At 44.8% G+C, this 16,104-nt stretch carries 19 protein-coding genes and 1 pseudogene; 13 read left to right on the top strand and 7 right to left on the bottom strand.

All coding sequences use genetic code 11. The features are described from left to right. Positions 1 to 50 precede the first annotated feature (50 nt). Together QUB63_RS08235 and mazG are read left to right on the top strand one after the other, a co-directional pair. Entirely contained in the window at positions 51 to 641 is a 591-nt protein-coding gene (locus QUB63_RS08235) for a metal-binding protein (RefSeq protein ID WP_332944385.1), read from the top strand. A 6-nt stretch (positions 642 to 647) separates the two neighbouring features. After that, entirely contained in the window at positions 648 to 1,475 is an 828-nt protein-coding gene (gene mazG, locus QUB63_RS08230) for a nucleoside triphosphate pyrophosphohydrolase (protein ID WP_332944383.1), read from the top strand. 1 nt (position 1,476) lies between these two features. On the opposite strand, the gene QUB63_RS08225 is transcribed toward mazG, so the two are convergent. Beyond that, on the bottom strand, positions 1,477 to 1,617 hold the full coding sequence (locus QUB63_RS08225; RefSeq protein WP_332944381.1) for a hypothetical protein: 141 nt from the start codon (positions 1,615 to 1,617) through the stop codon (positions 1,477 to 1,479). A gap of 28 nt (positions 1,618 to 1,645) precedes the next feature. Further along, positions 1,646 to 2,062: a helix-turn-helix transcriptional regulator gene (locus QUB63_RS08220; protein WP_332944379.1), complete on the bottom strand. Its 417-nt coding sequence runs from the start codon at positions 2,060 to 2,062 to the stop codon at positions 1,646 to 1,648. 184 nt (positions 2,063 to 2,246) lie between these two features. On the opposite strand from QUB63_RS08220, the gene QUB63_RS08215 reads away from it, so the two are divergent. Next, positions 2,247 to 2,648: a hypothetical protein gene (locus QUB63_RS08215; protein WP_332944378.1), complete on the top strand. Its 402-nt coding sequence runs from the start codon at positions 2,247 to 2,249 to the stop codon at positions 2,646 to 2,648. 242 nt (positions 2,649 to 2,890) lie between these two features. Here QUB63_RS08215 and QUB63_RS08210 read toward each other — a convergent pair whose 3' ends face one another. Continuing rightward, on the bottom strand, positions 2,891 to 3,376 hold the full coding sequence (locus QUB63_RS08210; protein ID WP_015178782.1) for an allophycocyanin subunit alpha-B: 486 nt from the start codon (positions 3,374 to 3,376) through the stop codon (positions 2,891 to 2,893). Between the two features lie 169 nt (positions 3,377 to 3,545). Here QUB63_RS08210 and QUB63_RS08205 point away from each other — a divergent pair, with 169 nt between their 5' ends. The 5 genes and pseudogenes from QUB63_RS08205 (at position 3,546) to QUB63_RS08185 (ending at position 7,525) form a co-directional block, all read left to right on the top strand. Next, positions 3,546 to 3,830 carry a hypothetical protein gene (locus tag QUB63_RS08205; protein WP_332944376.1) on the top strand — a complete coding sequence of 95 codons (285 nt, stop codon included), beginning with the start codon at positions 3,546 to 3,548 and terminating at the stop codon, positions 3,828 to 3,830. Then, positions 3,827 to 5,239, top strand: coding sequence for a 23S rRNA (uracil(1939)-C(5))-methyltransferase RlmD (gene rlmD / locus QUB63_RS08200; RefSeq protein WP_332944375.1), 1,413 nt, complete (start codon positions 3,827 to 3,829; stop codon positions 5,237 to 5,239). Before QUB63_RS08205 ends, rlmD begins: the two co-directional genes overlap by 4 nt. A 150-nt stretch (positions 5,240 to 5,389) precedes the next feature. Next, positions 5,390 to 5,773, top strand: a complete 384-nt coding sequence (locus tag QUB63_RS08195) for a XisH family protein (RefSeq protein ID WP_332944374.1) — start codon at positions 5,390 to 5,392, stop codon at positions 5,771 to 5,773. 97 nt (positions 5,774 to 5,870) lie between these two features. After that, positions 5,871 to 7,182: pseudogene (locus QUB63_RS08190) on the top strand (RNA-guided endonuclease InsQ/TnpB family protein). Positions 7,183 to 7,189: 7 nt separating this feature from the next. Further along, positions 7,190 to 7,525, top strand: coding sequence for a XisI protein (locus QUB63_RS08185; RefSeq protein ID WP_332944373.1), 336 nt, complete (start codon positions 7,190 to 7,192; stop codon positions 7,523 to 7,525). A gap of 70 nt (positions 7,526 to 7,595) precedes the next feature. Here QUB63_RS08185 and QUB63_RS08180 read toward each other — a convergent pair whose 3' ends face one another. Both QUB63_RS08180 and QUB63_RS08175 read right to left on the bottom strand, forming a co-directional pair. Further along, positions 7,596 to 7,892 carry a helix-turn-helix domain-containing protein gene (locus QUB63_RS08180; RefSeq protein WP_332944372.1) on the bottom strand — a complete coding sequence of 99 codons (297 nt, stop codon included), beginning with the start codon at positions 7,890 to 7,892 and terminating at the stop codon, positions 7,596 to 7,598. After that, on the bottom strand, positions 7,889 to 8,239 hold the full coding sequence (locus QUB63_RS08175; protein WP_332944371.1) for a type II toxin-antitoxin system RelE/ParE family toxin: 351 nt from the start codon (positions 8,237 to 8,239) through the stop codon (positions 7,889 to 7,891). Before QUB63_RS08175 ends, QUB63_RS08180 begins: the two co-directional genes overlap by 4 nt. A gap of 193 nt (positions 8,240 to 8,432) precedes the next feature. On the opposite strand from QUB63_RS08175, the gene QUB63_RS08170 reads away from it, so the two are divergent. The 3 genes from QUB63_RS08170 (at position 8,433) to QUB63_RS08160 (ending at position 12,103) form a co-directional block, all read left to right on the top strand. Continuing rightward, the gene (locus QUB63_RS08170; protein ID WP_332944370.1) at positions 8,433 to 11,519 is read left to right on the top strand and encodes a type ISP restriction/modification enzyme; all 3,087 of its coding nucleotides are present in this window, start codon (positions 8,433 to 8,435) and stop codon (positions 11,517 to 11,519) included. 222 nt (positions 11,520 to 11,741) lie between these two features. Next, the gene (locus tag QUB63_RS08165) at positions 11,742 to 11,894 is read left to right on the top strand and encodes a hypothetical protein (RefSeq protein WP_332944368.1); all 153 of its coding nucleotides are present in this window, start codon (positions 11,742 to 11,744) and stop codon (positions 11,892 to 11,894) included. After that, positions 11,882 to 12,103, top strand: coding sequence for a hypothetical protein (locus tag QUB63_RS08160; protein WP_332944367.1), 222 nt, complete (start codon positions 11,882 to 11,884; stop codon positions 12,101 to 12,103). The genes QUB63_RS08165 and QUB63_RS08160 overlap by 13 nt, the downstream gene beginning before the upstream one ends. An 81-nt stretch (positions 12,104 to 12,184) precedes the next feature. On the opposite strand, the gene QUB63_RS08155 is transcribed toward QUB63_RS08160, so the two are convergent. Further along, positions 12,185 to 12,532: a type II toxin-antitoxin system PemK/MazF family toxin gene (locus tag QUB63_RS08155; protein WP_332944366.1), complete on the bottom strand. Its 348-nt coding sequence runs from the start codon at positions 12,530 to 12,532 to the stop codon at positions 12,185 to 12,187. After that, positions 12,522 to 12,854, bottom strand: a complete 333-nt coding sequence (locus QUB63_RS08150; RefSeq protein WP_332944364.1) for a CopG family ribbon-helix-helix protein — start codon at positions 12,852 to 12,854, stop codon at positions 12,522 to 12,524. The genes QUB63_RS08155 and QUB63_RS08150 overlap by 11 nt, the downstream gene beginning before the upstream one ends. 146 nt (positions 12,855 to 13,000) lie before the next feature. On the opposite strand from QUB63_RS08150, the gene QUB63_RS08145 reads away from it, so the two are divergent. Further along, a complete protein-coding gene (locus tag QUB63_RS08145) occupies positions 13,001 to 14,203 on the top strand; it encodes an SPFH domain-containing protein (protein WP_332944362.1) in 1,203 nt (400 codons plus the stop codon). A 646-nt stretch (positions 14,204 to 14,849) separates the two neighbouring features. Continuing rightward, positions 14,850 to 15,965, top strand: a complete 1,116-nt coding sequence (locus QUB63_RS08140; protein ID WP_332944361.1) for a tetratricopeptide repeat protein — start codon at positions 14,850 to 14,852, stop codon at positions 15,963 to 15,965. The last annotated feature ends 139 nt before the right edge of the window (positions 15,966 to 16,104 follow it).

The following is a 16,104-nucleotide window of genomic DNA, read 5'->3' as shown; positions in this document are numbered from 1 at the left end:
TGATATCACAGTATCCCAGAAAGATCAACTAAAAAAATCATAAACTTTCAATGCCCTCTGGCCGCACGCACGATCGCATAACCCTGTGGAGTTTGCCCTTGGTGGCAGGCGTCACGTTTGGTCATACTCAAAGCAGCAACCTGACTTTGCTCGTTTCCGGCAGCTTCTTAGTCGGCGGACTGATGTTTGGCCCTGATTTAGATATCTACTCCTGTCAGTATCAGCGCTGGGGATGGTTCAAATTTATTTGGCTCCCGTACCAAAAAAGCCTGCGCCACCGCTCTTTTTTGTCCCACGGGCCTCTGATCGGCACGGCTTTGCGAATCTTGTACCTCGCTACCTGGATCGCGGTTTTCGGAGTGTTGGCATTGACAGTTGCCGAAAAAATTGGCAATTTAGCCGGAAATTGGCAGGAAGCGGTTTTGGGTTACGCTCGATCGGTCCTGGAACACTATATCGAATTTATAGCCATCTACATCGGTCTGGAATTGGGCGCGATGAGCCACTATCTCAGCGATTGGGGCGGTTCTGCTTACAAACAGTTCAAAAAGAAAGGATTGAGCGGGTTGCACCCTCCTAAGACAATTAAGAGGCCGAAAAGCAAAGCTCCCCGCCGCACGTCTAGCAAATCTAATAGGTGAATTTTAATGTCTAATTCCCACAGTCGATCGCTCGCAGCACTGGAAAACTTAATAGAAGTTGTGGCCTCATTGCGATCGCCCGACGGCGGATGTCCTTGGGATTTAGCCCAAACTCCGCAAACTCTGATTCCTCACATCATCGAAGAAGCCTATGAAACCGCCGACGCGATTCGCAAAGGAGATAAAAGTGCGATCGTCGAAGAATTGGGCGACTTGCTGTTACAGGTAATTTTGCAAGCACAAATTGCCAGCGAATCCCATCAATTTACCATCGCCGAAATCGCGGCGGGGATTACCGAAAAACTGATCCGGCGCCATCCCCACGTCTTCGGGGATGCGGAAATTAACAGTGTGGATGAAGTTAACGAAAACTGGGAAAAAATCAAAGCAGCAGAAAAAGGCATAACTTCCGAAAAGCCACCAACTTTAGCCTCGAAAATGAGCCGTTATGCCAGCACTTTGCCACCAATCGCCGCCGCTGCAAAAATCTCTCAAAAAGCTGCGGAGGTGAGTTTTGATTGGGACAGTGTAGACGGCGTTTGGGATAAGTTTCACGAGGAAATGGGGGAATTTGAACAGGCTCTCAAACACGAGGATAAGGCCGCGCAGCAGTCGGAATTGGGAGATATTATGTTTGTGTTGGTGCAATTGGCTCGCTGGTACGATTTAGATGCGTCGGCTGCTTTGCAGGGGACGAACGATCGCTTCGTGCAGCGGTTTGCTAAAGTTGAGGCTGCGTGCGATCGGCCTTTGTCGGATTATCCGCCATTCGAGTTAGAGGCTTTGTGGCAGCAAGCTAAAGCTTTACTGGCGAAGCAAAAGGGCGAGCCGTAATCTAGTCGTAAAGCTTCGCGTCGTTGTACGGCGGGTGTTCTCCGGCGATGTAAAGGGCGTTTGTCGGTTCCAGGGGTTGATTTGTCACAGGATCGATCGGCTTGAGGACAAAGCATAACAGGGAGAGCGATCGCCAATCCAAGCTTTCTAACTTCCCGCGTTCGTAGCGACTAAGAGTCGGTAATCTCCTCGTAAAGCTTCGCGTCGTTGTACGGCGAGTGTTCGCACGCGATATATAGAGCATTTGCCGGTTCGAGGGGTTGATTTGTCACAGGATCGATCGGCTTGAGGACAAAGCACAATAGAGATAATGAGCGCCAGTCTAGATTATCCAACTTCCCGCGTTCGTAACGGTTGACTGTGGCGGCACTGATACCGACATCTTTGGGTACGGGTTGATTTGTCGCGATGAAAAGCGCCTCTTCATAACCCTTGGTTTTGAACTCTGTTTCGCTAACAGACCAACCTGTTGTCTGTCTTGCAGCCTTTAATATCTTACCCAAACGCATCCGCCCCGTCTCAGTGAAGCGAACGGGACGCAATTCTTGCAGATTGTCTACCACAGCTTTGTTATAAAGTCCTGACATTTTTTCCACCTACCTTAACCCTCAAACTATCACACCATCAACGATTGAGGGTTGCTCGTGCAACATCTGAGCTTAAATTTAAGTTTAAATTAAATCTAATTGCACAAGTGCAATTAGATTGTTATACAATAATATGTAATTGAGTCTAAACAGAACTTGCCTCTCAAGCCCTGAGTATACAGCCATGACAGCACTATTTCGCCGCATCTGCCCCTCGAAAAAGCTCCGTATCACGGCCTGCTCGATCGCCCAATTCCTCAAAATCAGTCAAAATCTGATTAAGCGAGTCGAATCCTGGGCTTACGTAGTGTTCGTGCACCATCACAAAGGCGGACCATTTCTCAGCTACCGCAGGCTGGAAGAGTGGCAAAATGCGTTAGCGAAGCCCTCGAAGAGGATCGCCCATCACATCCAAACTTGCCCCACCCTCAGAGAACTCACGCAGCTCAAAACATCAATTCAGTACGACAGCCGGAAATTCAAAAAACAATATCTCCCAAAAACCCTTGACTTTTTAAATCAAATGTGCATTGAAAGACAAGAAATTTTAGAAATCTGGGAAAGCTCAAACTGCGTTGCTTCCTAGCAGAAATCAAGCAGATTTCCTAACTATCGCAACCGCGCCCAACAGTGAAGAAGCTTTTAATGACCCAAACCCTTGCGTTCGATTCCGACTTTCATCGGACGACTTCGTTCTTCCTAATGACTAATGACTAATGACTTCTATAAAACAGAAGCGAAACATTTGCGAGCAATTGCGAGATAAAATCACCCCAAAAATCACCCGCTAATGCTCCGCCACATCTACAAAAGCGATCGCCTCTTCAATTAAGACATTGCTTGAGCGATATAATCAAAATAAGGAGCTGCTTCCTTAGCATCATCCTGATTGAGCAAAGCCAAAGAAGCTTCCTTCAAACAGCGAATAGCTTCCACCATGCCAGGAACAGGAACGCCCAGAGAATTATACATTTCCCGAACGCCAATCAAACCGATGCTTTCGATCGGCTCCTTGTCACCGGCCAAGATACCGTAGGTAATCAGGCGCAAGTACCAGCCGTAGTCGCGCAGACACAAAGCCCGTTCGCGCTGGCCGTAAGCATTGCCTCCAGGGGAGATAAAATCGGGTCGTTTTTTCCAGAGTTTTTTGCTAGCTTCTTCAACAATTTTTTTCTCACTGTCAGACAGCGCAGTAGCAATACGCACCCGCTGTTCTCCGGTTTTAAAGAAATCATTGATACTTTGGAGCTCGCCGGTACTGGGATAACGAAGTTCGTCGTCGGCTTGGAGAATTAATTGGCTAACTACGCTCATTGTTATTCAAATTTGAGGATATTTGAGGAAAAGATTCATTGACATTCCCATCTGTTAAAGATGAGATTCCTGCTGGGGCGACTTACCTTGCTGCTAACATTAATCAATCTTAGAAGTAAATGGTAAATCTGGGCAAGCGTTATGCTTAGTGACTTTCGCCAGTTTCCTTGTGTCCCAAGGTACTCTGGGAAAAATTCAAAAACTGCGATGCAAGAGTTTGGATGTCTGCCGACATTTAGACTGTTTCACGAGTTTTGGCTTCCCGGGCCCCAATAGCATATCGCACAGGCTCGATCGAGGGCAATGTTCCCTAATGCAAGCTTTGGCTGTAGCAGAAAGGGGTTCGGAAGCAGGAATACAGCCTGCACTTGAGCTTGAGTGCGATCTATCGGCTCTCGGGAAAGACAGAGCGATATTGCATTACCATATTAAATCCTACCACGACTACTTGTGACCAAATCTAAATTCCCCACCCCAAACTCGACGAAAGTGACCAACCCTTGTCAGCAAGGTCAACTGGTTGAGATAGAAATTACCGACTTGACAGACACCGGCGACGGAGTTGGCCGCTTCGGCGAGCTCGTGGTGTTTGTGCCCGATACCGTGACGGGCGATCGAGTCCTCGCGCGCCTCGTCCAAGTCAAATCCACCTATGCTACAGGCAAGCTGGACACGCTTCTTTCAGCATCCGAACACCGCATCCGACCTAACTGCATTGTCGCCGACAAGTGCGGCGGCTGTCAGTGGCAGCACGTAGACTATCAATATCAGCTTGCAGCCAAGCAAAATCAAATCATTCAAGCCTTAGAACGGATTGGCGGATTTAGCAACGTGCAAGTCGATGAAATCTTAACGGGAAAAATCGAGGGCTATCCCCAATTTTTGGGATACCGCAACAAAGCGACTTATCCCGTGGCAATTTCTGCGACAGGTCAAGTCCAAGCAGGTTACTATCAAAAAAGCACCCACAAATTAGTCAATCTGAATCAGTGTCCGGTGCAAGATCCGCGCCTCAATCCTTTGTTAAAAGAAGTCAAAGAAGACATCCACTGGAGAGATTGGCCAGTCTACGACGAAAAGAAACATACAGGAGAATTGCGCCATTTGTCCTTGCGAATCGGACGGCGCACCGGGGAGATGCTGCTAACTTTAATAGTTCGCACGGGAGACTTGCCGGGAATTGAAGCACAAGCATCTGACTGGCTGAAACAATATCCTCAACTTGTAGGTGTTTGTGTGAATGTGAATTCAGCTCAAACTAATGTGATTTTTGGTGCGGAAACTCGCTGCATTGCTGGTCAGTCTTATCTCCGAGAAAAATTTGCTGGATTGAACTTTCAGCTAAGGGCAGATACTTTCTTCCAGGTAAATACAGAGGCTGCTGAGGCTTTGTTGCAGGTGATTGTCGGGGAATTGAATTTGCACGGAAGCGAGATTTTGGTTGACGCTTACTGCGGAATTGGGACTTTTACTTTACCGCTGGCAAAACAAGTAAAAATAGCGATCGGTTTAGAAGTGCAACCGGCGGCGATCGAGCAAGCCAGATTAAATGCTGAATTAAATGACTTTAAAAATGTCGATTTTCAGGTGGGAACTGTAGAGGAGTTGCTGCCTTCTTTGGGATTGACACCGGATATTGTGCTGCTAGATCCGCCGAGGAAAGGGTGCGATCGCGCGGTTTTGGAAGCTATCAAGGAAATCAAACCAAATCGCATTGTTTATGTTAGCTGCAAGCCTGCGACTTTGGCTCGCGACCTCAAGATTTTGTGCGAAAATGGGGATTATCAGTTGGCGCGGGTGCAGCCGGCGGATTTCTTTCCTCAGACTTCTCATGTTGAGTGTGTGGCGTTTTTGGTGCGGTAAATCAAAAGGGCGATCGGTTTTTGGGAATGAAAGGGCGATCGCGCTTATTTGATTCTTGGCATTTTGGTTGAGTGTTATAATACTATTAGTGCTAAGTTCTTAAGTGCGTAGGTTTGGATAGAATGGAAACTAGGTCTTTGAGTAAAGTCTATGTCGGCTAGGGATGTTTTCCATGAGTCTGTGAAATCCGCTCTCCTGAAGGATAATTGGGTGATTACCCACGATCCGCTGAAACTAAAGTTTAGCGAAGACGATCGGCTCAGGATTGACTTGGGGGCACAACAGCTTTTAGCCGCAGAGCGAGGTGTGCAAAAGATTGCGGTGGAGGTTAAAAGCTTTCTGAGTGAATCAGCTATGTTTGATTTGCATCTAGCCCTGGGTCAATTTCTGAATTATCGACTAGCGCTCAGAAATTTGGATCTCGATCGATCGCTCTATTTGGCAGTTCCGATCGCTGCCTATAATTCATTTTTCTCTCGTGCTTTGCCCCAAGCGGCGATAGCTGAGTATGATTTGAAGTTGTTGGTATTGTAAAACTTCATTGAGTTTATAAGCAATTATAAACAATAATGGTATTATGTTGTGAGTGTTGAATAAGGAATACGCACAGCCTGAAGAACGGAAATCTCAAATGCAGTTAACAGAGAGGCACATCATTAAATCCACGGAACATCGTTTCGCCCAAATTGACGAACTAGCCTTTAAATCCAAAAACCTCTACAATGCCGCCAATTACGTCATTCGTCAGAACTTTATTTATGGATGGGGTTATGTCAATTACAACGAAATGAATCGATTGATGAAATTTCATGAAGCGTACAAGGCTTTGCCAGCTAAAGTCAGTCAGCAAATCTTGATGATATTGGACAAAAACTGGAAATCGTTTTTTGAAGCGGTTAAAGCATACAAAGTGGATTCCTCTAAATTTACTGGTCGCCCAAAACTGCCCCTGTACAAAGATAAGGTCAAAGGACGAAACATTCTTGTATACACGATTCAAGCAATTAGTAGCAAATTGTTTAAAAAAGGAATTATTAAACTTTCGGGTACGGATTTTTCAATTAAAACTCTTGTAAATCCCGATCGGATCTGCCAAGTTAGGTTAGTTCCTAAATGCGATTCGTATGTAATTGAGGTCATTTATGACGAACAGGAGTCCACCGCCAGTGACGACAATTTTGTAGCTAGCATTGATTTAGGACTGAATAACTTGGTGGCGTTAACTTCAAATCAGCCGGGTTTCACCCCGCTCCTGATTAACGGGCGACCATTAAAATCAATTAATCAGTTCTACAACAAGCGCAAGGCACAGCTACAACCCCAATTAAAAGGAAATCGAAAAACTTCACCTCGCATTCAACGATTGACTCGCTGTCGCCATCAAAAAATTGATAACTATTTACATCATGCCAGTCGCCTAATTGTTGACATTTTAAGGAGGAAACAAATTGGAACGTTAGTAGTTGGCAAAAATGAACAGTGGAAGACTGAGATTAATTTAGGGAAACAAACCAATCAAAACTTTGTCAGTATTCCCCATGCTCGACTAATTGAAATGTTGGAATACAAAGCTCGACTGGTTGGGATTAAGGTAATTTTACAAGAAGAATCCTACACATCGCAGGCTAACTTCTTGGGTCTTGACCTAATCCCTGTTTACGGGAAAACAGAGAAAGAGCCGATGTTTACGGGTAAACGGATCAAGCGAGGTTTGTATAAGACATCGACTGGTCAGTTAATTAATTCCGATATCAATGGATCTTATAATATCCTCAGAAAAGCAATCCCAAATGCGTTTAGCGATGGGATAGTGAGCTGCGTAGTTCAGCCAAGGCGGGTTAATCCGCTCAAAGTAAAACAGAAAGGGGAGGGCTGACGCCTCCCATGTCATTGCAATAAATGACTATAGTTTTACCAGCTATACGACCCTACTAATGAGGTGATTGTGGAATGGATCGATTAGCTAAATATCGGCAGATTGTTCGCACTTTCCTGAGGGAATATAGCAAGACTAAACCCATCAATGGCGACATTGAAACTCAGGTATTATTTGACACCGAACATGACCATTATCAGATATTAGATTTAGGTTGGGACGGTCACAATCGGATTTATAGCTGCCCGATTCACTTGGATATTCGCAATGAAAAAGTCTGGATTCAACGCAATCAAACTGATGAACTGATTGCTGAGGAGTTAGTGCTGATGGGTGTGGCGCGGGAGGATATTGTTTTGGGGCTTCAGCCTCCCTATGCAAGGCAGTTTACGAGTTATGGTGTTGCTTAGGCTGTTGCGATCGCACTTCAATATCTTGTCACAAGGGCGATCGTTTTTTGGGAAGAAAAGGGCGATCGTCTTAAGCTGCCTTGGGGAAAATTTCGACTTTGACAGTCATGCCTGCTCGATCGAGCATTACAATCAGAATGTCAACCGAAAAATGCCCAATTTTACCTTGAGTTAGAGCTGTGATTTGGTCGCTTGACTGTCTGAGGTTTTGAGCCGTTTGCTCGATCGTCCAACCGTGATGTTTAATCTGATTTTGCAGTGCCAGCATTAATTGCGATCGGATCAGTAAGTTGTCAGCTTCTTCGGCTGAAAATCCCAGATCGAGAAAGATATTATCGGCAGCTTGGGTAATAGTATTTTCGCTCATTGTTCCGGTTCTCTTGAATTCAAACGATTTTGTAACAACTGTTGGTAGCGTTTCTGTCCAACTTCGATATTTTTATTTGCTGTTTTCTGAGTTTTTTTACCGAAGGCATGGAGAACGTAAATAGCTTCTTCAAATCTAGCAATATAGAATACCCGATAGGCATTTTCTGTCCGAATCCGAATTTCTTCAACGCCTTTACCTACGATCGACATGGGTTTAAAGTCTGATGGTTGTATGCCCTGCTGAATTGTCCAAAGTGCAAAACCAGCTTCTTTTCGAGCATCTTCAGGAAGAGATTGGATTTCTTCGCGGGCAGCACCAACCCACCGAATCGGTTTGATGGTCATCGGGTTTGTTGAGAATCGAAGACTGTAACAATTGTAACACAGAGGATGAAGATTAGGTATCTGTGGTTTGTGTTAGGGGCGATTCCCTACGGGATAGCTGCGCTTCACGCACTTTAGTTAGATTGGGGGGTGGAAGGGCGATCGCGCCGCACTTACCGTTATATAATTATCAATACCGTTAACGGCGAAGCCAATGCGTTTTGATACCTACATCCAGTCAATTCAGAACAATCGACCGCGGGGCAGCGAGCGCACCCATTACCCAACTTTCAAGAATTTACTCGACAACCAGGCTGCTAGTCTCGAAGCAATCATAGAAGAAAAAGGTAATAAAGCAGGCGTTCCCGATTTTACCATCAGACGGCGCGATTTGCTCGTCGGTTATGTGGAAGCTAAAGATGTCGGATTAGATTTGAATCCCGTTGAAAAAACAGAACAGCTTCAGCGATATCGAGAATCTCTAAACGGTAACTTAATTTTAACCAATTATCTAGAATTTCGCTGGTATGTTGAGGGCAAAGTCAGATTGACCGCAGTTTTAGCCGAAAGAACAGGCAACGACATTACACTCTGCAACCCTGACAAAACTATTGAATTGCTGGAGGGATTTCTTAACTACAGCGGTGCCGCCATTAACAGTCCCGAAGACTTAGCAAAACAGATGGCGCGATTAACCAAATCAATTCGACTCGCTACAGAATCAGCCTTGGAAATAGAAAATGAAAGCGGGGAATTGCATCAACTGAAACGCGGTTTTAATGAAATACTGCTGCCCGATCTCAACGATGCAGCATTTGCGGATATGTACGCTCAAACTATTTCCTACGGTTTATTTGCGGCGCGAGTCGGTCACGCTCAAAATCCCGGAAATCAAGTTTTCGATCGCCGGACAGCGGGCACGTACATCCCAGCCACCAATCCGTTTTTGCGGCGGTTATTTAACAGCATTATCGAAACAGATTTACTCGGTAAAATCAACTGGGCAATAGACGATTTAGTCGAGTTACTAGGGCGAGTTGACATGACTGTTATTCTCGAAAACTTTGGTCGCCGCACTCGCCAATCCGATCCAGTCGTTCATTTTTACGAAACGTTTCTGGCAGCTTACAATCCAGCTTTGCGGAAAAGTCGCGGCGTTTACTACACTCCTGAACCCGTCGTATCATTTATTGTTCGCTCTGTCGATTCTCTCCTCAAAAACCGTTTCAATCTGCCTTTAGGATTAGCCGACAATACAAAAAATCCAGACACGCAAAAGCCGCGAGTGCAAATTTTAGATCCGGCAACGGGTACGGGTACTTTCCTTTACGGAGTTGTCGATCGCATTTATCAAAATCTCGAAGATATGGGAATATCTGGGAGTTGGAATCAATACGTGCAGGAGAATTTATTAAACCGATTATTTGGTTTTGAGTTGTTAATGGCTCCCTATGCGATCGCACATCTCAAACTAGGTTTGCAACTGCAAAATCTCGGCTATGAGTTTAGCAGCAAGCAGCGTTTAGGAGTTTATCTTACGAATACTTTAGATGAAGCTTTAAAAAAATCGGAGGTTCTGTTTGCTCAATTTGTGGCACAAGAAGCTAATGAAGCTTCAGCAATTAAGCGGGATTTTCCGGTAATGGTTGTGTTGGGAAATCCGCCTTATTCTGGACATTCTGCTAATAAAAGTGAATGGATAGCAGGATTAGTAAAAGATTACTATTATGTTGATGGTGTACCGCTCAAAGAGCGCAATCCCAAATGGCTGCAAGATGATTATGTAAAGTTTATTCGTTTCGGACAGTGGCGCATTAGTCAAACAGGGTTTGGTGTGTTGGCTTTTGTGACCAATCACGGCTATCTCGACAATCCTACTTTTCGGGGAATGCGTCAAAACTTGATGCAGACTTTCACTGATATTTATGTTTTAGATTTGCACGGTAATTATAAAAAGAAAGAAGTTTCTCCTGATGGTTCGCCCGACCAAAATGTGTTTGATATTCAGCAGGGAGTCAGTATTGGTATTTTTATTAAAGAACCTGGTAAGTCTGCTCCTGCAAAAGTTCATCATGCGGACTTGTGGGGGAGTCGAACTTCTAAATATGAAGCTTTAAATTTGCTAGATATTGAGTCAACTGAATGGAAAAAATTTCAGCCTCAATCACCTTTCTATTTATTGGTTCCTCAAAATCGAGATTTACTTACGGAGTATAACGAAGGCTGGAAAATAACAGACATCATGCCTGTCAACTCTGTTGGTATTGTAACAGCTAGGGATTCCCTGACAATCAAATTGTCAGCTCAGGAAGTAAAAGACACAATTAAAGATTTTGTATCACTTCCTGTTGAGGAAGCTCGCAACAAATACGATCTGGGGAAAGATGCGCGAGATTGGCAAGTGTCACTTGCTCAAGATGATTTACGCAGAAATAACCTTGACGACTCTAAGATTGTCCCTATCTTATACCGTCCTTTTGACAAACGCTACACCTACTATACAGGAAAGACGAGAGGCTTTCTGTGTATGCCTCGCTTTGAAGTAATGCGTCACATTCTCCAAGGAGATAACTTGGCTCTGGCTACTACACGTTCCGTTGAAATAGAAGAATGGACTCATTTATTTTGTACTGCACAAATTATCCAACATCATACAGTATCTCTCAAAGAAGTTAACTACTTATTTTCTCTCTACGTCTATCCTGATACGGAAAACGAACAGGGCAATTTATTCACCGATCGCACTCCCAATTTATCCCAAAAATTCCTCAGTGCGATTCGGGAAAAACTCGGCTATATACCAACTCCCGAAGCAATCTTTTATTACGCCTATGCTGTCTTTCACAGTTCTACCTACCGCCAGCGTTATGCAGAATTCCTGAAAATAGACTTTCCCCGCTTACCCTTAACTCGCGACAATGAAATTTTCACAGCATTAGCTAAAAAAGGTGAGGAATTGGTAGCACGGCACTTGATGAAATCGACAAAATTAAATAAAGTCATTACTAAATATCCAGTCAGCGGCGATAATGCTGTTAATGAAGTTACTTACAATGAATCTGAAGTGCGGATTTATATTAACAAACAACAATACTTTGAAGGTATTCCCGCAGAAGTGTGGGCGTTTAAAGTGGGCGGATATCAAGTGTTGGATAAATGGCTAAAAGACCGCAAAAAAGCCAACCGAAGTTTATCTTTTGATGATGTGTTGCACTATCAGCGCGTTGTGGTTGCTTTGAAAGAGACAATGCAAATTATGACTGAAATAGATGATGTGATACCGGGTTTCCCTTGGGAATAGACATGGCACTGATTCCTGTGCAGTATGTTTCAAAAGCGGTATTGTTGATTACACTTTAATATAACCCAATACGGTTCATATCAGAAAGTCCTGGGGATAAAACACTGTGAAAAATAGACACTGCGATTGCTTTCATGTATAGATCGCGAAAGAAGAGCGTTCCTCTCTTCGGACAACCCTAACTGAACCGTATTGTAATATAACCTAATTTTTCCTTTTCAATTGTTAAGCTTATTTTACTATTTAGTCGCGATCGCCCTAGATATTGTAGACTGGGATCTCGAAGAAATTGGGGAAAAAGCAGGTTTTGATATTCAGTACAAATACACGGGATTCAATAACCCGAAAGATTCATCTTTAGCTTGCGTAAGTTAGTCGGCATTTATGAAGACTTCTCAAAGCTCGATCGCGATTTGGAAGCTTTGATTGCAGCCGACATCCCCTGTCATTTATTCAAAATACAGACTGACAACGATGACATCGATTTGAAGCCTGTAACGCCATACTTCAAAGCAGTCCGATCGGGTCTTGAGTGTAGCGCAATTGTTGCTTTTTCAAAGTGCGATCTGCCCTTATTTTCCTAAAGTGCGAGATCCCTTTTTCCCAAATAACAAAAAGGGATCTCGCATTCCCTCTTTATCATCCTTTCATCCCCCAAGCGATTGCTACAGTCCTAATGTGTGTCTGAGTGCAGCATCTACAGATACCATATCTGACCAAATACCGATCGCTCTATCAATTTCTGAATCGAGAACAGTGACAATATTATCAGTCATAATCACCGAATTTGTTATTAATCCCGTTTGCTGTCCTTCCGACGTTGTGATATCTACCAACACTCGAGTGGGATGCCCAGCACGATCCAGATTACTCGTAATCATTGCCACAATTGTCTGCGACAAATGAGTTCCTATACTATTAGCCTGAATGACCAAAGCCGGTCGCCGCTTAGCGGTTCGCAGGCTGGAATTTGGAAACAAAACTAACACCACTTCACCACGATTATAAGGCATCGTACACATCCATTTCAGGACTGTTCCAATCTTCAGCAAAACTTTGCAGCCTAGCACGCAGATTTGCTGCTTGTTCTCGATTTATCCTGCGAGATTGTAAATCTATAGCTTTCTTTTTTGGTTCCTCGTCAATAAAGTCGCCAAGTTTTGATTCTTCCTGATTATTTGTAATTTCTGCAAGTAGCCTTTGATTCATTTCCAGATAGGTCGAGATTGCTTCATTCACTACGTCGCTTAAATTCCGATTCATCAGGGTAGCGATCGCAGAAAGTGCTGCTTTTTTCTCGCTGTCCAGTGTCAGCATCATGTTTTCTTTGCTCATTGTGTGTGCGGTCGCCCTCAATAGTTATATGCCATTATTATAGCAAATAGTCAATTTAACATAACCTACGCCCCCACTACCAAGTAGATGCAAACTCGATCCAGTCCTGCCTGAATCGCGGGGAGTCTAGAAGTATAGAATAGAAGTTGCAGAACCGGCACACCGATCGCCCGATCGACCGCCAGCAATTTGTTACCCTAAAAGTAGAATCGAACCTCGCTCAACTGCATCCCATGAACAACGCCTCTCCCCTGATTCAAACCGTGACTCCAGAACGCTGGGCCGGGTTTAGCATGGACTTTATCGGGGCGGGTTGCACAGGTTTGTTGGTCAAAAACGGCCGCGCCGTGCGTACCCTGAAATCCGGGCGCCATTTCAGCTTCGCCCTTCCCCTGCTGGAACAGTGTCAAATTGTCCTCGTAGACACCAAACTCCGCAATTTGGACGTGCAGTCCCACGGGGATTTTTTGTCTAAGGATAGATTTTTAATTGATGCGACTCTGACGGTTATTTATCAAGTTATAGATCCGAAACGGGTAGCTTTAGAATTGTCCGATCCGATAGCGGCTTTAGCAAGTGCAGTTAAGGATTGTATGGGAGTAGCGATCGGGCAATTTTCCCTACAACAGCTTATCACCCAAGGCCGGCTGCTGCTGCGCCAAAATTTGCTCGATCGCGTCCAAGATTTTTATACACTGGGTTTTACCTTAGAAGACGTGCGAATTGGCGATGTCAGCTTTCCCGAAACAAACGGAGTTATTCGCCAAGTTGAGGGAATGAGTGCCCGACAGGAAGCAGAAAATTCAGCCGCCCTGCAAATGAGAATTGCTGAAGCAGGCCGCCCGATCGCACCTCAAGCCCCCGTCCAGCAGTTAAACTTAATTTCAGGTCATTCTCCGGCGAGTCTTCCGGCTTCTGAAACAGCCGCAGGATTCGATCGCGATTTGCAACAACTGACAGAACAACTCGCTCAAAACAGTCTCCCACCTGCGAGAAATCCGCCCCAACTTGCACCGACGGTACTCGCCAGCAGCGATCGCAAAAACACCGCATATTTAATCTACAAGTTTTCTGGACAGGCGATCGGTTTAACGGCCAATCCTTTTACAATTGGACGGGAACCGACTAACACTTTAGTATTGCAAGATCCGCAAAGTTCGCGCTACCACGCCCAAATCCGCCGGGCCACTGACGAAGTTGGCAAACAGCGATATCAACTTGTCGATAGCGGCAGTTCCAACGGCACTTTTGTCGGAGGACAGAGGCTGGCTGCTAACGAGCCTTTTTGGTTGGCGAACGGTTGCGAAATTGCGATCGGCGACCAAAAATGGGTGTTTCAAGATGGGTGAAGAGTGCCTTTTTTCGATTGAACTTAACGCTCTGTCCAAACTCGGAGTACGGGTATTTGATGATACTAAAATTTTTGTAATGTACTGAGATTGACTGTCGGGCGATCGGTGGAAATGAGAGCTGTTAAAATCGGGGACAGACACCCAGAAAGAGAGAAAGAAGAGGCTGTAATGTACTAAATACAAGGGTTTGGGAAAAGGCAATGCAAAATGAATGTTTCTTTTGACAGACTTTTGACCATAAAAATGTTAGTGATTTGGCCGATCGACCCCATCGTCGATGTCAAAAAAAGTAGGTGTCAAATTATACCAAAAAAATGTTCCTTACAGAACAGTTTTGTTTGTTCAAATAGGGCAGCCCCTAACACAAGATATTTTGAGTTTCGACGATAAAAATATCAGCAACTCACCCGATAGACCGCATCCCTAAAGTGAAAAAAGTAGGTGTTGTTTTATAATCAAAAAAGGTTCTTTTATGAACCTTTTGATTATTGAAAATATCAGTAGGGAATCAGACTAATTTAAGATTGAGGGAGGCAAATAAATAGAATATACAAATTGTGGACAAGTCATGATAAGGTACAAGTACAAAATTTAGGCAAAGTCTGTAGTTGTCTGTATTTTAGAGAGCGAGAAGTGGCAGATTATGGAAGAGATTAAGGCGCTATTCGAGCAAGGAGTCAAGCGGCTGCACGATCGGGATTTTGAGGCGGCGATTGCGCTTTTCGACCGAGTGCTGCAACTCGATCCCAACTATACCGACGCTTGGAACTGTCGCGGCTTGGCCTTGGGACACATGAAGCAGTACCCAGAGTGCATCGAAAGCTTCGATCGCGCGATCGAACTCCAACCCTCCAACAGTCAGGCTTTGCTCAACAAAGGCATCGCTTTGGGAGAATGGGGAAAGCACGAAGAAGCCTCTGCCAATTTCGATCGAATGCTGTTCTACTACCCCCACAGCTACGAAGCTTGGGAGGGGAAAGCCAACTCCCTGGCATTTATAAAAAAGCATACAGAAGCACTCAACTGCTACGATCGCGCTCTCGAATTCAACCCAGATTACTACAAAGCCTTCGCCAATAGAGGCAATGTTCTGATCGAACAGGGCCGCTTTAAAGCAGCAATGCGCAGCTACGATCGAGCCATCAGCATTCAGCCAGACGATCCAGATGTGTGGTTTAACCGCGGCTGCGGGTTCATGGCTTGGGAAAAATCCGAAGAAGCTTTAGATAGTTTCGATCGCGCGATCGCCATCAACCCCAACCACGCCTCATCGTGGGTAAACCGGGGCAATATGCTAGCTAAATTGGGCAGAGAAAAAGAGTGTTTGGAGGCCACAGAAAGAGCCGTAGAAATCAATCCCAACTGCACCCACGCTTGGAACAACCGCGCCCTAGCGCTGCGGCGTTTGGGACGAGTCAAAGAGGCGATCGCATCTTACGACAAATCCCTGGTTTGCGACTCCAAAAACTACGAAGCTTGGGACAATCGGGGCTATGCTTTGACTAAATTGGGCAAATACAAAGAAGCTCACAAAAGCATTGATATGTCCCTGGAAGTCAAGCCAGATCACGCCAACGGCATTTACAACAAAGGCTATTGCTATGCTTGCGAAGGTAAAACAACTTTAGCCGTAGATTGCATCGCCAGGGCGATCGAACTCAACAAAGCCAAATACCTGAGCTTAGCTCAAACCGACCCGGACTTAAAGTCTTTGCACAAAAACAAGCGCTTTCAAAAGTTGGTAGGAAAAACGTTTTGAACCCCAGTATTAACTCACCAGTATTAAATCACCGCACATCGCCCGTACCCAATTCCACATATCTGGGAGTAGAATTCTCTTCCCAACCCTAGGGGGGATATCTCCACAAGCATTTCGAGCGACAATTTGTCAAGATTGA

It is taken from the genome of Microcoleus sp. ARI1-B5 (assembly GCF_036705795.1).
GTDB lineage: Bacteria > Cyanobacteriota > Cyanobacteriia > Cyanobacteriales > Microcoleaceae > Microcoleus.
This window is presented reverse-complemented; position numbering and strand designations above follow the sequence as displayed.

What these genes read in the sequence shown, in the direction of transcription:
- mazG (WP_332944383.1), top strand. Translation starts at nt 648, where the DNA reads ATGTCTAATTCCCACAGTCGATCGCTCGCAGCACTGGAAAACTTAATA.
- QUB63_RS08210 (WP_015178782.1), bottom strand. Translation starts at nt 3,376, where the DNA reads ATGAGCGTAGTTAGCCAATTAATTCTCCAAGCCGACGACGAACTTCGT.
- QUB63_RS08220 (WP_332944379.1), bottom strand. Translation starts at nt 2,062, where the DNA reads ATGTCAGGACTTTATAACAAAGCTGTGGTAGACAATCTGCAAGAATTG.
- QUB63_RS08140 (WP_332944361.1), top strand. Translation starts at nt 14,850, where the DNA reads ATGGAAGAGATTAAGGCGCTATTCGAGCAAGGAGTCAAGCGGCTGCAC.
- QUB63_RS08235 (WP_332944385.1), top strand. Translation starts at nt 51, where the DNA reads ATGCCCTCTGGCCGCACGCACGATCGCATAACCCTGTGGAGTTTGCCC.
- QUB63_RS08150 (WP_332944364.1), bottom strand. Translation starts at nt 12,854, where the DNA reads ATGAGCAAAGAAAACATGATGCTGACACTGGACAGCGAGAAAAAAGCA.
- QUB63_RS08155 (WP_332944366.1), bottom strand. Translation starts at nt 12,532, where the DNA reads ATGCCTTATAATCGTGGTGAAGTGGTGTTAGTTTTGTTTCCAAATTCC.
- QUB63_RS08195 (WP_332944374.1), top strand. Translation starts at nt 5,390, where the DNA reads ATGTCGGCTAGGGATGTTTTCCATGAGTCTGTGAAATCCGCTCTCCTG.
- QUB63_RS08185 (WP_332944373.1), top strand. Translation starts at nt 7,190, where the DNA reads ATGGATCGATTAGCTAAATATCGGCAGATTGTTCGCACTTTCCTGAGG.
- QUB63_RS08180 (WP_332944372.1), bottom strand. Translation starts at nt 7,892, where the DNA reads ATGAGCGAAAATACTATTACCCAAGCTGCCGATAATATCTTTCTCGAT.
- QUB63_RS08215 (WP_332944378.1), top strand. Translation starts at nt 2,247, where the DNA reads ATGACAGCACTATTTCGCCGCATCTGCCCCTCGAAAAAGCTCCGTATC.
- QUB63_RS08175 (WP_332944371.1), bottom strand. Translation starts at nt 8,239, where the DNA reads ATGACCATCAAACCGATTCGGTGGGTTGGTGCTGCCCGCGAAGAAATC.
- QUB63_RS08170 (WP_332944370.1), top strand. Translation starts at nt 8,433, where the DNA reads ATGCGTTTTGATACCTACATCCAGTCAATTCAGAACAATCGACCGCGG.